The sequence below is a fragment of the Olsenella sp. DNF00959 genome, assembly GCF_001553055.1.
GTDB lineage: Bacteria > Actinomycetota > Coriobacteriia > Coriobacteriales > Atopobiaceae > Olsenella_I > Olsenella_I phocaeensis.
Window position 1 is genome coordinate 343,868 of the sequence record NZ_KQ960133.1, and the last position, 13,857, is coordinate 357,724.

The following is a 13,857-nucleotide window of genomic DNA, read 5'->3' on the forward strand; positions in this document are numbered from 1 at the left end:
CGTCAGTTAAATCGTCGACTACGTCCAACGCGTCTGAGCGCGAAATTTTACCTGCGGGTTTGCGAGGCGAGAGACGCGTTCGACGTACTCGGGAGTTTTGCGCGCGCGTTCGACGTACTTGCTGCTCAAGTGCGCGCGTTCGACGTAGCCGCGGCCAGATTGTGCGCGTTCGACGTACTTGCTGCTCAAGTGCACGCGTTCGACGCACTCGCGCCCTGTCGCCTATCGTCCGCATACAAAAAGACCCCGGCGGAGAGAAAACCCTCCGTCGGGGTCCGAGTCTCAATCCAACTCCGTGGGCTCCTCTCGCCTGCACGAAGCCGAGTACGCTGCATGCCTGCCGCGCCGCGTGTCTCGCCCGCTACTCGCCCTTGCCGGTGAGCGCGGCGGTCATGGCCGCAGCGGCCTTCTTGCCGGCGCCCATGGCCAGGATGACGGTGGCGGCACCGGTGACGATGTCTCCGCCGGCCCAGATCTTGGGGTTGCTCGTCTGGCCGTTCTCGTCGGCCTCGATGTAGCCCCACTTGTTGAGCTCCATGCCGCCGATCAGCTTGGCGAAGGGGTTCGCGTTGGTGCCGATGGCAGAGATGGCCACGTCGCAGGGAATCTCCTCGATCGCGCCCTCGATGGGCACGGGGCGGCGGCGGCCAGAGTCGTCGGGCTCGCCGAGCTCCATCTTCTGCACGCGCACGGCACAGACGTTGCCGTCCTCGCCGGCGACGAACTCCAGCGGCGAGACCAGGGGCATGACCTCGACGCCCTCGGCCTTGGCGTGGTGCAGCTCGGCCTTACGGGCGGGCATCTCGTCCTCGGTGCGTCGGTAGGCGATGACCGCGCGCTCGGCACCCAGGCGCTTCGCGGTGCGCACGGCGTCCATGGCCACGTTGCCGCCGCCAAAGACGACGACGTTCTTGCCGTGCTTGGTGGGGGTGTCGTACTCGGGGAAGCCGTTGGCCTTCATCAGGTTGACGCGGGTGAGGTACTCGTTGGCGAAGAACACGTTGGGCAGGTTCTCGCCGGGGATGTTGAGGAACTTGGGCAGTCCGGCGCCGGTGGCCACGTAGATGGCGTCGAAGCCCTTCTCGCCCAGGAGCTCCTCCGCGTCGGCCAGGCGGCCCATGACGGAGTTGAACTCGAACTTGACGCCCATCTCCTTGAGCCCGTCGATCTCGCGCTTGACGACGGCCTTGGGAAGGCGGAACTCGGGAATGCCGTAGACCAGCACGCCGCCGCCGGTGAAGAAGGCCTCGAAGACGGTGACGTCGAAGCCGTTGCGGGCCAGCTCGCCGGCGCAGGTGATGCCGGAGGGGCCGGAGCCGATGACGGCGACCTTCATGCCGTTCTTGGGTGCCATCTGGGGTGCGCTGGCAAGCTCGGGCTGGTCGCCCAGGAAGCGCTCAAGCTGGCCGATGGCCACGGGATCGCCCTTCTTGCCGCGGATGCACATGCCCTCGCACTGGCTCTCCTGCGGGCAGACGCGGCCGCAGATGGCGGGCAGCATGGACTGCTCGCGGATGACGTCGAGTCCCTTGCCGTACTCCTTGTCGTAGATGGCCTCGATGAAGGCGGGGATGTTGATGTTGACGGGGCAGCCCTGGACGCAGAGGGGCTTCTTGCACCTCATGCAGCGCGCGGCCTCGGCCACGGCCATCTCCTCGGTGAAGCCCTTGTCGACGGGACGGAAGTCGAGCGCGCGCTCGGCGGCGGGCTCCTCGTTGTCTGTGGTGCGGGGCGACTTCATGTCGGCAACCCAACGGCCGTTTACCTCTGGCATGCGCAGTTCGCCTCCTCGTAGGCCTTGAGGGCCTGGCCCTCCTCGGTGCGGTACGCGGCCTGACGGGCGCGCAGGTCGTTCCAGTCGACCTTGGTTGCGTCGAAGTCGGGGCCGTCGACGCAGGCGAACTTGGTCTGGCCGTCCACCTCGACGCGGCAGCAGCCGCACATGCCCGTGCCGTCCACCATGATGGGGTTGAGCGACGCGATGATGGGGATGCCGTACTTCTCGGCAGTGAGGGTGGAGAACTTCATCATGGGCACGGGGCCGACGCAGAAGACCTGGTCGACGGCCTTGTCCTGGAGCAGGCGCTCCAGGGGTGCGGTGACGACGCCCTTCTCGCCATAGGAGCCGTCGTCCGTGGTGATATGGATGTGGTCCTCGGGCAGGATGGAGCGGAACTGCTCCTCGAGCAGCAGCAGGTCCTTGGTGCGGGCGCCCATGATGGCGTGGACCTCGTGGCCGGTTGCCGCGAGCTGGCGCGCGACGGGGAAGGCGATGGCCAGGCCCACGCCGCCGCCGATGACGGCCCACTTGCCGGGGCCCATCTCGGTGGGCTGGCCCAGCGGTCCGGTGACGTCCTGCAGCTCGTCGCCCGCCTCGTAGCCAGAGAGCATCTGGGTGGTCTTGCCGATCACCATGAAGATGAACTCGACCCAGCCCTCCTCGGCGTTCCAGTCCGCGAAGGTGAACGGCACGCGCTCGCCCTTCTCGTTGGCGCGCACCATGAGGAACTGGCCGGCATGCGCGTGCTTGGCCATCTCGGGTGCCTCGATGCGGAACTTGAACACCTTCTCCGAGAACTGAGTCTTCTCGAGGATCTTGTACATCAAATGGCTCCTCTCCTGAAGCATCATTCGTACAGCAAACTGGCGAGCCGCGTCCCCCAATTGCGGCGGCCTCGTCCATTTTATGCTCAAAGGGTCCGCTTGCGTACGCAACTTCGCCTTTAGCCGATTTATTCAGCTCTGGTGAGAGGGGCGTCGCGGCCGTTGCCGCAGGGGAGTTCCGGTCCTACTCCGGACGGGCGTCCAGCGCCCTGCTGATGCGACGGTCGGGGACGAACCAGATGACGTTGACGATGAAGTACATGGCGAGGGCGACCCACGGGAGCCAGAGCGACACGATGGCACCCGCGGCATAGAGCAGGGCGTGGTTCGCCCACATCACTTTGCCGTTCACGTTCTTGATGACGTGGAGGAGGTGATGGTGGTTGCCCCAGTAGATGGCGATGACGATGAAGCTCATCAGGTAGCAGAGGAGGCTGGGGACGAAGGCGAGGAGGTCGCGGTAGGTCCCGCCGTCGGGGGCGTGGAAGGTCAGGAGGATGATGGTGATGAATATGGCGATGCAGCCATCCGAGAACGCCTCGAGCTTGTCGGTTTCCATGCGTTGCCCTCCCCCGGAATGCGGTCGCGCGAAGACGCCCGGCCGTTCCAGCGCTGTCCGTTTGGACGTGCCAGTCGTACGCGTCGTCTAGTCCCAGCTCACGTTCCCGTCGAGGCAGCGCTCGGCCAGGTCCGCCGCGTCTTGCGCGGTGAGCCTGAGCTCGTCCAGGAAGCCGCCCTTGAGCTGGCGGAGGGCGTAGTCTGCCACGCTCATCTTTCCCGGGGGCCTGCCCACGCCGAAGCGCAGCCTGGCGAAGTCGCGCGTGCCCAGCTTGTCCGCGACGGAGCGGAGTCCGTTGTGCGCGTTGAGGCCACCGCCAAACTTGGCGCGCACCTGGCCCTGCGGGAGGTCCACCTCGTCGTGGACCACCAGGACCTCCTGCGGTCCCACGCGCAGCTCCCTCATGAGCTTCGAGAGCGGGCCGCCGCTGGTGTTCATGTAGCTCTGCGGCTTTGCGAGGACGACCTCGCGCGCCTCTCCCGCCGACGTCCAGCCGATGCGCGCGACGTCGCAGCCCGCCTGGCTCTTCCAGTAGCGCACGCCCGCGCGCTCGGCCAGCAGGTCGACGGTCGCGAAGCCCGCGTTGTGTCGGGTCTCGGCGTATTCGGGACCGGGGTTTCCCAGCCCGCAGATGAGGGAAATCTGCTTGGGTGCCTTGGGTGCCGCCTTCATGCCAGCCTCTCTTGCGTAGCCGTTCGTTGCAAAGAGCATAGCGCAGGGGAGAGGCACCTCGTCCAGGACCTGCGCTGTCGTATCATGCGGACGCAGGAGAGCGTCGGAAGGCGGTACCATGGGCAAGGTTCTTGTCACGGGCTTCGAGCCCTTTGGGGGAGAGGCGACCAACCCGTCCTGGGAGGCGGTCCGATCGCTTCCGGATACCATCCTGGGCAGGGAGCTCGTGCGCGTCGTGCTTCCCGTGGAGTTCGGCGGCGCCTTCGCGAGGCTGCGCGAGGAGCTGGAGGCCTGTGACGCCGAACTGGTGCTCTGCGTGGGACAGGCGGGCGGGCGCTCCAAGGTCATGCCGGAGTTCGTGGGCATCAACTGGCGTGACGCACGCATTCCGGACAACGCCGGCAGGCAGCCCCTTGGCGAGCGCATCCTCGAGGGTGCCCCGGACGCGCTTTTCTCCACCCTGCCTGTGGCGGGCATGGCGCGCGCGGCCGCTGACGGCGGCGTGCCTGCGGCGGTCTCGTACACGGCCGGGACCTACGTGTGCAACGAGCTTCTCTTCTGCCTGTTGGACTGCCTGCGCGGCGGGAGGCCGGGCGTGAGGGGCGGCTTCGTCCACTTGCCCTACCTGCCCCAGCAGGCTGCGGCGCTTGGGTCGGACGTGCCCAGCATGTCGCTGGACGTTGCCACGCGTGGGCTTGAGCTCATGCTGGGGGCCTGCCTCGAGGCGTGAGGCGCGCCTCTCTCGCCTGACGTTTGCCGTGCACGCCATGCGTCACGCGCGCCATTGCCCGCGTACGGCTCATCACTCACGCTCGAACGCACGCACCCGGCCGCCGGGCACGCTCGAACGCACGCACGCCTCGTCGCTCACGCTCAAACGCACATGCCGCATCGCGTTTGCCCAGTTGATGGGACTGGCTCATGTGCGCAAGAGCGTGCTCGCTGGCAATCTCGTGCGTAACGGCGTGAACGTCGAACCATGCGCGCCCGGGTCCAGCGCCATCGCCTGCGCCTACGCTCCTACAGCGTGATCTGTGGGTACAGCTTCTCGTAGTCGTCCAGCGCTGCGTTCTTGTTGGAGCCGTCCAGGTTCCCGGCAGAGATCGGTCCCAAGATCTCTGACTGGTGGGGCTCCGGGTCCGGGTAGCGCAGGTCAACCTGCCAGGCGGAGTCCATCACCGTGACACGGCTCAGGTGGTCCTGGTAGCACTGGCGGATCTGCGAGAGCTGCGTGGTCCACGCGGACCCCTCCGGTGCCGTCATCTTGCCCAGGGAGTCCACCTTGCCTTGGAGCTCGACCTTGAGGCTGGAGCAGCTGCTGGCAAGGCTGCGCCTGAGGTCCATGTCCTTGGAGAGGAACGACGCGTTGAAGTTCGAGGCCGCGTCACGCACGCGCGCGTCGTAGTCGGAGAGCACGTTGTAGTACGAGACCAGGGAGTCGTGGAAGGCGCTGTCCTGCTGGTCGAGGGACTCCTTCTTGGCCTTCTCCTCCTGGGCCTCGGCCTCCTCTTCCTTCTTCTTGGCCTCTGCCTCGGCCCCCGCCTTGTCGTCCTCCTGCTTCCTCGAGGCGTCGCCGTTTGCCTCGCCATCGGAGTCACCCTGTTGCTGGCCCTGCTGGGCTTGCCCATCGTTGCCGCCCGTGCCCGTGCCCGACAGCCACGCGTGGGCGAGTGCGGCCACGAGGGCGAGGGCCACCAGCGCCGCCACGACGACGGCGATGACGACGATGGTCCTGTGGCGGTTGTCGCCGCCTGCGACGGCGGAGGTCGCCCGTGCATAGGGAGCCTGCGCAAACGCAGCCTGGGGATGGGGACTGCCGGGCCTCACGGGCACGTAAGGCTGGGCTCCCGCAGGCTGCATGGGAGCGGCCTCCCCGGGAGCCGCGAGCCGCTGCGTCTGGTCGGGCTGGGGCTCCGTTGCCGAAGCGTCACTCGTGGGCTCGGTAGCGCCGCCGTCGACGAGGGCCTGCACGGGCGCTCCGCAGTTGGTGCAGAAGCGGGCGCCCTCCTGGAGGGGAGCCCCGCAGTGGACGCAAAAGTTGTTTCCGGCCATCGCTTCCTCCGTGAGCTCGCGTGGGCAAGGCTTCATGGCAGGTACCATGGTTGGCTGGGCTATCGTCCGACCCGTCCGCGCCTCGAGGCGCCAGAACGTCAAAGACCTGCGTACGTGAGGCGTGAACATGCACCATTCCAGAATAGCCCTTGTCGCCCTCGCCACCCTCGCGGCAGTCGCCCCCTGCCTCCTGGGCGCCTGCTCGCCTCGGGTCGTGAGTGGCCCGGGCGCGGCGGAAGGCCAGGCAAGCCAGCCTGGCGCGTCGGACCAGGCCACGGCGGGACAGAAGACGGCGTGGCCCACGGTGAGCGACGCGTCCCCGGGCGACTCCTCGTCGGGCACGTGGCCGCGTGACTCAGCCCCCATCCAGGCGGCGGTCGAGGCGGCGCTCGCCGGCCACTCCGGAAGCGCCTACGTCGCCTACGAGTCGGTGGATGGCAGCACCACGGGATTCTCCCTTGGGGGAGAGGAGCGCGTCCCCTCGGCCAGCATGATCAAGACTGTGGTGATGGCGACGCTCTTGCAGGAGGCCCAGGACGGCCGCATCTCGCTTGCGGACGGCACCATCCTGCGCGGTCAGGACCGCGTGGCAGGCTCGGGCGTGGTGCAGGGCATGCGCGCGGGCACCTGGCTCAGCTATGGGCAGCTTGCGGCATACATGATCGGACAGAGCGACAACATGGCCACCAACCTGCTCATCGACGCCCTGGGCATGGATGCGGTGAACGAGGAGTGTCAGCGGCTTGGGCTTGCCGACACGAGCCTCCGCCGCAAGATGATGGACACGGTTGCGGCCGCCTCCGGGCGCGAGAACTACACGAGCGCGAGCGACCAGGCGAGGCTGCTGCTCATGGTGGCGCGCGGGGAGCTCGTGAGCCCTGAGGCCTCCGAGCGCGCCTTGGGTTGGCTCGAGGACCAGGCGGATACGCGAGGCCTGGCGCAGGGGCTGCCGGATGGGGTCGCGTTCGCGCACAAGACGGGGAGCTTGGACGGCGTGCGCCACGACGGCGGCATCGTCCTGGGAGACCACCCCTACGTGCTCGTCGTCATGACCACGGGGATGGACCAGGGCCAGGCGGACGCCCTCATGGCGCGCGTCTCGACCGCCGTCTGGGAGGCGGTGCGGGAGCCCTAGCCCCCCGGGCGCGGACGCAGGCCGTTCTCGCCTGCACGCCGCACCCCATCGTCGCGCGCCCTCGACCCACTTCCCAGAGAAGAAGGGTGCTCCGGCCGAAGCCGGGGCGCCCAAGGGGTCGAGCTCAGGAACCGAAGCAAGCTACAGGGCGCATGTTGCCCATGCTCGCTGCCGGTGGTTTGCGCTTCTGGCAGCGCTACATCTCGGAGTTGCCGCCAAACACGCCGGACACGGGGGTGTTCACGTACACGGCGTAGATCGCGTCGGCCAGCTCCTGCGCGACGGATACGGTCTTGATCTTGGAGCCGGGCTGGTTGGCCACAGCGCAGGGGATGGCGTCAGACACCACGCACTCCACGATGGGGGCGCTCTCGATGCGCTCGACGGCCTGGCCCGAGAAGATGCCATGGGTGGCGCTGATGTAGATGTCGCCCGCGCCCATCTCCTTGAGCTTGTTGATCGACCCCACCAGGGTGCCCGCGGTGTCGATCATGTCGTCGTTGATGATGCAGGTCTTGCCCTTGATGTTGCCAATGATGCCCATGACCTCGGCGGCGTTGTGCTTGGGGCGGCTCTTGTGGGCGATGGCGACCTCGCAGCCCAGGTAGTCGCTGAGCTTCTTGGCGACCTTCGCGCGGCCCATGTCGGGCGAGACCACGACGGTGTTCTCCCAGTCGAAGTCCTTCTCCTTGAAGTAGTCGCCAAAGAGGTAGAGGGCGGTGAGGTGGGTCACGGGGATGTCGAAGAAGCCCTGGATCTGGTTGGAGTGCAGGTCAAGCGTGATCACGCGGTCCACGCCGGCGGCCTCGAGCAGGTTGGCCACCAGGCGGGCGGTGATGGGCTCGCGCGGCGCGGCCTTGCGGTCCTGGCGCGCGTAGCCGTAGTGGGGGATGACCACGGTGAAGTTGTCCGCGGAGGCGCGCGTGGCCGCGTCTGCCACGATCAGCGTCTCCATGAGCAGGTCGTTGACGTTGGGGCCGGCCAGGGTCTGGATGAAGAAGACCTCGTCGCCGCGGACGGACTCCACGAAGCGCGCGTAGGTCTCGCCGTTTGCGAACTTCTCCAGGTGCAGGCCCTGCAGTTCGAGGTGCAGGATCTTGGCGACCCGCTTCGACAGCTCCGGGTTACCGGTGCCGGAGAAGAGCTTTATCTCCTTCTCGACGTTGAGCGGCTTGCACAGGTTCTCGTACATCTACTCCTCTTTCCCAAGTCTCTCCCAGTACTGATCCGCCCAGCCCTCCTGGACGTACTGCCTCGAGCGCTCCAGTGAGAGGGCTCCCGCCGGCACGTCTCTGGTGATGCACGAACTCGCGCCGATGAGCGCGTTGTCGCCAATGGTCACGGGGGCCACCATCATGGTGTCGGAGCCCACGAAGACGTGGTCTCCGATCTGGGTGTGGCTCTTGTGCTTCCCGTCGTAGTTGCAGGTGATGGAGCCGCCGCCGATGTTGACGTCGCGGCCTAGGGTCGCGTCACCGATGTAGGAGAGGTGCGGCACCTTCGAGTTCTCGCCCACCTCGGAGCCCTTTATCTCGACGTGGGTGCCTGCCTTGGCACCCTTGTGGAAGTGGGCGCCGCCGCGCAGGTAGGCGCGCGGGCCACACTTGACCTCGTCGTCGATCGCGGAGTCCACGATGATCGTCTCGTCCACCAGGCAGCCGTCGCCCACGCTCGCGTTGACGAGCCGGCTGTTGGGGCCCACGACGCAGTCGGAGCCCACGTGGCTCCTTCCCCACACGAAGGTCTGGGGCAGGAGCTCGGTGTCCTGGCCGACGGTCGCCTCGGGTCCCACCCAGACCTGCTCGGGGTCCATCATGGTGACGCCGGCGGCCATGAGGCCCTCGTTGATGCGGCGCTGCATGATCTTGGTCACGGCGGCGAGCTGCGATCGGCTGTTGACGCCCAGGAGCTCGCCGGCGTCCTCGCAGTGCACGGCGCTCACGGGCTCGCCCATCTGGGCGTAGATGCCCACCATGTCGGTGATGTAGTACTCGCCCTGGACGTTGTCGTTGCCGATCTTGTCCAGGTTCTGGGTCAGGCGGCGTCCGCAGAAGCAGTAGAGGCCGGAGTTGCACTCCCTGAGGGCCTCGCGCTGCCCGGGGGTGCAGTCCTTGTGCTCGATGATGGCCTTGACCTGGCCGTCCTCGCTCAGGATGCGGCCGTAGCCCGTGGGGTCGTCCGGCGTCATGGTGAGCACGGTGCACGCGGCGTGCGTGTCTCTCGCCTGGTCGATGAGCGACCTGATGGTCTGGGGGCGCACCAGCGGGGTGTCGCCGTACATCACCACGGTGGGTCCCTCGAAGGCGCCGAGGGCGTCGCGCGCCACGCGGACGGCATGGCCGGTGCCCAGGCGCTCGGCTTGCTCGACGAACTCGACGCTTGCGCCCAGCTCGTCATGGGCGAAGTAGTCGCGCACCTCGTCGGCGCCGTTGCCCACGACCACGACGATGCGCTCGACCCCCGCCTTGCGGGCGGAGTCGGCGGCCCACCAGATCATGGGGTGGTCGAGCATCTTGTGCATTACCTTGGGATGGCGAGACTTCATGCGCGTTCCCTCGCCGGCGGCGAGGATGATCGCGGTTACGGGCATGTAGGGCCTCCAACGATGAACGGTCTCGGTTTTGCCGCGTCGCGGCAGGACACGGCAATCTCATCATAACGCGCTCGCGTTGTCGGGGAGAAACGTCGGTTTGCGGGCAGCGGATTGCTCAGACGATGAACACATGGGAACGCGCGGGTGCCATGGGGTACGGGGTGAGGCGTCGTGACGACCATCCGAGGCTCGTGTGCGTAATGCCGCGCCGGCATCGGGGGACTCGCATGTCTTCCACATCCCGCGATGGCGTGCGAGCCCTATGCGGCGTGCGAGCCCTATGCGGCGTGCGAGCCCCGTGTGGCGTGCGAGCCCCGTGTGGCGTGCGAGCCCCGAAGTGAGTGGTTCCGCCCCTCTCGGCTGCGCAAGAATCACCCACTTCGACCTCGGCGTGGTCGTCCGCCCACCCACATCGGCGTTCCGGCGCGCCGCGGGCGAAGTGGGTTGTTGCAAGGCTCCGCCAGGCGAGAGAACCACCCACCTTGGGCCTGCGGTGGCAACCTGCCACCCACTTCAAACTTGCGGCGGCATCTTGTCCGCTCACATTGTCACCTTTGCGCGGGAAGCCTGTGGCGGGTTCCTCTCTTTGTGCGGGAAGCCCGTGGCGGGTTCCTCTCGTCAGCCCAAAGCGATCCTTCTGCCGGATCGAGACGGCCCGCCGGGCTTGCCTTTGGTGGTGAAGGGGTTCAAGATGGTCCGTGCTCGGGTATACATGCGTCGAGGCATGGGCACGCAGCGAACCCGCGTGCCGCACACGCCGTTGCGCCAGGGATGGCCCGGCAGGCTTTCAGGCAAGGCGAGAGGGACGGGAGTCCCTGACCCCAAGGAGGTGCCCCATGGACGTCGGTCTTGGTCACAGTCGATCATGCAATTTCCGAGAGGGGGCGCCTGCCCGCGCCTTTGCCGCGCCGTGTCTGAGCTAGCAAGCCCGAGCGCCTGCGCCCCCTGACCCTGGTTTCCGCCATGCAGGCGGGACCAGCTGGAGGGAGGGGGCCATAGCATGTCCCTGATCAACGTCGGCACTGCTGGGGAGCTGAGGCTCTCCTGGCTGCGCCACCTCGCAACCCTGTCCATCGACCAGGCGTTCGACGAGCTCAAGAGCCATGAGGCGGGCCTCGGGCCCGAGGAGGTCGAGGAGTCCCGCGCCGAGTGGGGCACCAACGTGGTGGGCGCGCCCGATCGGCCGTCCGTCTTCTCTCGTCTGCTGTCCGTGTTCTCGGACCCCTTCACTGACATCCTCGTCGTGCTGGCCATCGTCTCGTTCGTGACTGACGTCGCATTTGCCCAGCCTGGCCAGCGCGACCCATCCACCACCCTCATCATCCTGGTCATGGTGGGCATCTCGGTCCTCATGCGCGAGGTGCAGGAGCGCCGCAGCGCAAACGCCGCGGAGGCGCTGGCGCGCTCGATCCAGACCACCTGCTGCGTCGAGCGCGCGGACGTCGGACGCGCCGAGCTCCCGCTCGACCAGGTCGTGGTGGGCGACGTCATCCACCTGCGCGCGGGCGACATCGTCCCCGCCGACGTGCGCCTCACCCACGCGCGCGACCTCTTCGTCAGCCAGGCCTCCCTCACGGGCGAGAGCGCTCCCGTTGAGCGCTGCGCCGCCGCGCTGGACGAGTGCGCTGCCGCCAGCCGGGAGGTCACCGACCTGCCCAACGTCGCCCTCATGGGGTCCACCGTCATCTCGGGCGGGGCTAGCTGCGTCGTGGTCGCCGTGGGAGAGGGGACCGCCTTCGGACGCGTTGCCAGCTCGCTTGGAGAGGTGCGTCCCAAGGGCGCCTACCAGCGCAGCCTTGACGAGGTTGGCGCGCTCTTCATGAGGATGACCCTGGTCATCGCCCCTCTGGTCCTGCTTGCGAACGGCCTCACCAAGGGGGACTGGCTCGCCGCCCTGCTCTTCGCCTCGAGCGTCGCCGTGGGACTCACGCCCGAGATGCTGCCCATGATCGTGACCGCCTGCCTGGCCAAGGGCGCTCAGGACCTGAGCCGCGGCAAGGCCATCGTGAAGCGCCTCGACGCCGTGCAGAACCTGGGATCGATCGACGTCCTCTGCACCGACAAGACGGGCACCCTCACCGAGAACCGCGTCGTCCTGGAACGCCACCTCGACGCCCTGGGCCGGGAGGACGACCGCGTGCTCTTCGAGGCCTTCCTGAACAGCTTCTTCGAGACCGGCCTGCGCAACCTCGTCGACTCCGCCATCATCCGCCGCACGCAGGAGCTGAGCGCGGCGGCGAGGGACGCGGGCGAGAGTGACGAGGCCGGCGCGGTCGCGACTGGCGTCGCCATGACGTCGGGTGCGCGCGACCTGCCCAGCGCCGACGAGCTCGCTGAGCGCTACACGCTGGTGGACGAGCTTCCCTTCGACTTCGAGCGTCGCCTGGTGAGCGTCGTGGTGGGGGACGAGCGGGGCAGGACCCACATGATCACCAAGGGCGCGGTCGAGGAAGTGCTCGCGGCCTGCAGCGAGGTCGACCTGGGCGGGGAGGCGTGCGCGCTGGGCGACGACCTGCGCACGCAGGTCATGGAGCGGGCGGCGTCCATGGCGAGCGAGGGCATGCGCGTCCTCGGCGTGGCGCGCAAGGCCGAGCCTGCGGGCGTGCGCGTCCTGAGCACCAAGGACGAGCGCGACATGCGCTTCATCGGCTTCCTCGCCTTCCTCGACCCGCCCAAGGAGTCGAGCAAGACCGCCATCGCCGCCCTGGCCTCGCACGGCGTGGGGACCAAGGTGCTCACGGGGGATTCCGCCCGAGTCGCCGTCCACGTGTGCCGTGCCATCGGCCTGGACGTGGGCGGCGTGCTGGAGGGGTCAGACGTGGAGGCCATGGACGACGCCCGGCTCGCGCAGGTGGCCGAGGACGTCACCGTGTTCGCCAAGCTCGCGCCCGACCAGAAGGCCCGTGTGGTGGCCGCGCTGCGTGCCAACGGCCACGTGGTGGGCTACATGGGGGATGGCGTGAACGACGCCCCCGCCATGCGCCAGAGCGACTGTGGCATCAGCGTGGAGGGGGCGACCGACGTCGCGCGCGAGACGGCGGACATCATCCTCCTCGAGAAGGACCTCATGGTGCTGGAGAGGGGCATCATGGCCGGTCGTCACACCTTCGCAAACATGGAGAAGTACGTGCGCATCGCTGCCAGCTCGAACTTCGGGAACGTCTTCAGCGTGCTCGCCGCGTCGTTGTTCCTGCCCTTCCTGCCCATGCGTGCCACCCAGATGCTCCTGCTCAACCTGCTCTCCGACATCGCCTGCACGGCGATTCCCTGGGACAACGTGGACGAGGAGTCCGTGGCCGCGCCCAACGGCTGGGACGTGGGCTCGCTGGGCGGCTACATGAGGCGGATCGGGCCCGTGAGCTCGGCGTTCGACCTTCTCACCTTTGGCCTGCTCTTCTTCTGGGTCTGCCCTGCCGTCGCGGGTGGCAGTTGGGCGGAGCTCGCGTCGGCCGGCGCGGGGATGGCGGCACGGCGCGCCCTCTTCGTGGCGGTCTTCCAGGGCGCCTGGTTCACGGAGAGCCTGGTCACGCAGCTCCTGGCCGTGCAGGTCATGCGCACGCGCAAGCTGCCCTTCGTCCAGAGCCGCGCCTCCTGGCGCGTGACCCTGGTCGCCGTCGCGGTGGGGCTCCTGGGTGCATGGCTGCCCCTCTCGCCTCTGGCCGAGCCGCTGGACTTCGCCGCGCTTCCCGCGTGGGGGCTGGGGGTCGTGGCCGTCGTCTGCGTGGCATACGCGCTTGTGGCAATGGTGGCGAACCGCCTCGTCCTCGTGCGGGGCGTGCGAGGGCGTGCCCGCGGCTAGCGACTGGCCTCGGCTCGCCTGCTGGCCCACGACCTACTTGCTGGCTCGCGACCCACTTCGGGCCTCCCGCGCGCCGGATTCGAAGTGGGTTGGCGGACGACCATGGCGGGCTCGAAGTGGGCGGGCGAGCTGCCGTGCCATGCTCGAAGTGGGCGGGCGAGTCGTCACGCCACGTCCGAAGTGGGTGGTTCTCTCGCGGGCGAGAAGGGCGTAACCACTCACTTCGGCGTTAGCGCGCGAGAGGCGAGAAATGGGTGAGTGAGTTGCTGTCGCGCGCTCGAAGTGGGTGGTTTTCTCGCCTTCAAGGGGACGGAAATCACCCACTTCGGGCCTCCTGTGCCGGTGATGTGCCGCCTGCGCCTCCCACAGCCGAAGTGAGCGCAGCCCGCGCCTCCCACAGCCAAGGTGAGCCCAGCCCGCACCGCGCCTCCTGCCACCCGCGT

At 67.9% G+C, this 13,857-nt stretch carries 10 protein-coding genes; 3 read left to right on the forward strand and 7 right to left on the reverse strand.

The features are described 5' to 3' along the window. Window positions 1-361: 361 nt before the first annotated feature. The 4 genes from gltA to pth all read right to left on the reverse strand — a co-directional run bounded on the left by gltA (window position 362) and on the right by pth (window position 3,835). The gene (gene gltA / locus HMPREF1868_RS08495; RefSeq protein WP_062531662.1) at window positions 362-1,774 is read right to left on the reverse strand and encodes an NADPH-dependent glutamate synthase; all 1,413 of its coding nucleotides are present in this window, start codon (window positions 1,772-1,774) and stop codon (window positions 362-364) included. Next, window positions 1,762-2,604, reverse strand: a complete 843-nt coding sequence (locus tag HMPREF1868_RS08500) for a sulfide/dihydroorotate dehydrogenase-like FAD/NAD-binding protein (RefSeq protein ID WP_062531663.1) — start codon at window positions 2,602-2,604, stop codon at window positions 1,762-1,764. Before HMPREF1868_RS08500 ends, gltA begins: the two co-directional genes overlap by 13 nt. Before the next feature lie 184 nt (window positions 2,605-2,788). After that, window positions 2,789-3,163: a TMEM175 family protein gene (locus HMPREF1868_RS08505; protein WP_062531664.1), complete on the reverse strand. Its 375-nt coding sequence runs from the start codon at window positions 3,161-3,163 to the stop codon at window positions 2,789-2,791. Window positions 3,164-3,250: 87 nt separating this feature from the next. Next, window positions 3,251-3,835 (reverse strand): aminoacyl-tRNA hydrolase, encoded by a 585-nt coding sequence (gene pth / locus HMPREF1868_RS08510; protein WP_062531665.1) that lies wholly within the window; start codon window positions 3,833-3,835, stop codon window positions 3,251-3,253. A 118-nt stretch (window positions 3,836-3,953) separates the two neighbouring features. On the opposite strand from pth, the gene pcp reads away from it, so the two are divergent. After that, window positions 3,954-4,565 (forward strand): pyroglutamyl-peptidase I, encoded by a 612-nt coding sequence (gene pcp, locus HMPREF1868_RS08515; RefSeq protein ID WP_009278477.1) that lies wholly within the window; start codon window positions 3,954-3,956, stop codon window positions 4,563-4,565. A 290-nt stretch (window positions 4,566-4,855) separates the two neighbouring features. On the opposite strand, the gene HMPREF1868_RS08520 is transcribed toward pcp, so the two are convergent. Further along, window positions 4,856-5,887, reverse strand: a complete 1,032-nt coding sequence (locus HMPREF1868_RS08520; RefSeq protein WP_062531666.1) for a zinc ribbon domain-containing protein — start codon at window positions 5,885-5,887, stop codon at window positions 4,856-4,858. 127 nt (window positions 5,888-6,014) lie between these two features. Here HMPREF1868_RS08520 and HMPREF1868_RS08525 point away from each other — a divergent pair, with 127 nt between their 5' ends. Next, window positions 6,015-7,022, forward strand: a complete 1,008-nt coding sequence (locus HMPREF1868_RS08525; protein WP_062531667.1) for a serine hydrolase — start codon at window positions 6,015-6,017, stop codon at window positions 7,020-7,022. Between the two features lie 196 nt (window positions 7,023-7,218). Here HMPREF1868_RS08525 and HMPREF1868_RS08530 read toward each other — a convergent pair whose 3' ends face one another. Both HMPREF1868_RS08530 and glmU read right to left on the reverse strand, forming a co-directional pair. Further along, window positions 7,219-8,214, reverse strand: a complete 996-nt coding sequence (locus HMPREF1868_RS08530) for a ribose-phosphate diphosphokinase (protein WP_009278480.1) — start codon at window positions 8,212-8,214, stop codon at window positions 7,219-7,221. Beyond that, window positions 8,215-9,612 carry a bifunctional UDP-N-acetylglucosamine diphosphorylase/glucosamine-1-phosphate N-acetyltransferase GlmU gene (gene glmU / locus HMPREF1868_RS08535; RefSeq protein ID WP_009278481.1) on the reverse strand — a complete coding sequence of 466 codons (1,398 nt, stop codon included), beginning with the start codon at window positions 9,610-9,612 and terminating at the stop codon, window positions 8,215-8,217. A gap of 1,003 nt (window positions 9,613-10,615) precedes the next feature. On the opposite strand from glmU, the gene HMPREF1868_RS08540 reads away from it, so the two are divergent. Further along, window positions 10,616-13,414, forward strand: coding sequence for a magnesium-translocating P-type ATPase (locus HMPREF1868_RS08540; RefSeq protein WP_062531668.1), 2,799 nt, complete (start codon window positions 10,616-10,618; stop codon window positions 13,412-13,414). Window positions 13,415-13,857: the final 443 nt, after the last annotated feature.

What these genes read in the sequence shown, in the direction of transcription:
- HMPREF1868_RS08505 (WP_062531664.1), bottom strand. Translation starts at nt 3,163, where the DNA reads ATGGAAACCGACAAGCTCGAGGCGTTCTCGGATGGCTGCATCGCCATA.
- glmU (WP_009278481.1), bottom strand. Translation starts at nt 9,612, where the DNA reads ATGCCCGTAACCGCGATCATCCTCGCCGCCGGCGAGGGAACGCGCATG.
- HMPREF1868_RS08540 (WP_062531668.1), top strand. Translation starts at nt 10,616, where the DNA reads ATGTCCCTGATCAACGTCGGCACTGCTGGGGAGCTGAGGCTCTCCTGG.
- pth (WP_062531665.1), bottom strand. Translation starts at nt 3,835, where the DNA reads ATGAAGGCGGCACCCAAGGCACCCAAGCAGATTTCCCTCATCTGCGGG.
- HMPREF1868_RS08520 (WP_062531666.1), bottom strand. Translation starts at nt 5,887, where the DNA reads ATGGCCGGAAACAACTTTTGCGTCCACTGCGGGGCTCCCCTCCAGGAG.
- gltA (WP_062531662.1), bottom strand. Translation starts at nt 1,774, where the DNA reads ATGCCAGAGGTAAACGGCCGTTGGGTTGCCGACATGAAGTCGCCCCGC.
- pcp (WP_009278477.1), top strand. Translation starts at nt 3,954, where the DNA reads ATGGGCAAGGTTCTTGTCACGGGCTTCGAGCCCTTTGGGGGAGAGGCG.
- HMPREF1868_RS08525 (WP_062531667.1), top strand. Translation starts at nt 6,015, where the DNA reads ATGCACCATTCCAGAATAGCCCTTGTCGCCCTCGCCACCCTCGCGGCA.
- HMPREF1868_RS08530 (WP_009278480.1), bottom strand. Translation starts at nt 8,214, where the DNA reads ATGTACGAGAACCTGTGCAAGCCGCTCAACGTCGAGAAGGAGATAAAG.
- HMPREF1868_RS08500 (WP_062531663.1), bottom strand. Translation starts at nt 2,604, where the DNA reads ATGTACAAGATCCTCGAGAAGACTCAGTTCTCGGAGAAGGTGTTCAAG.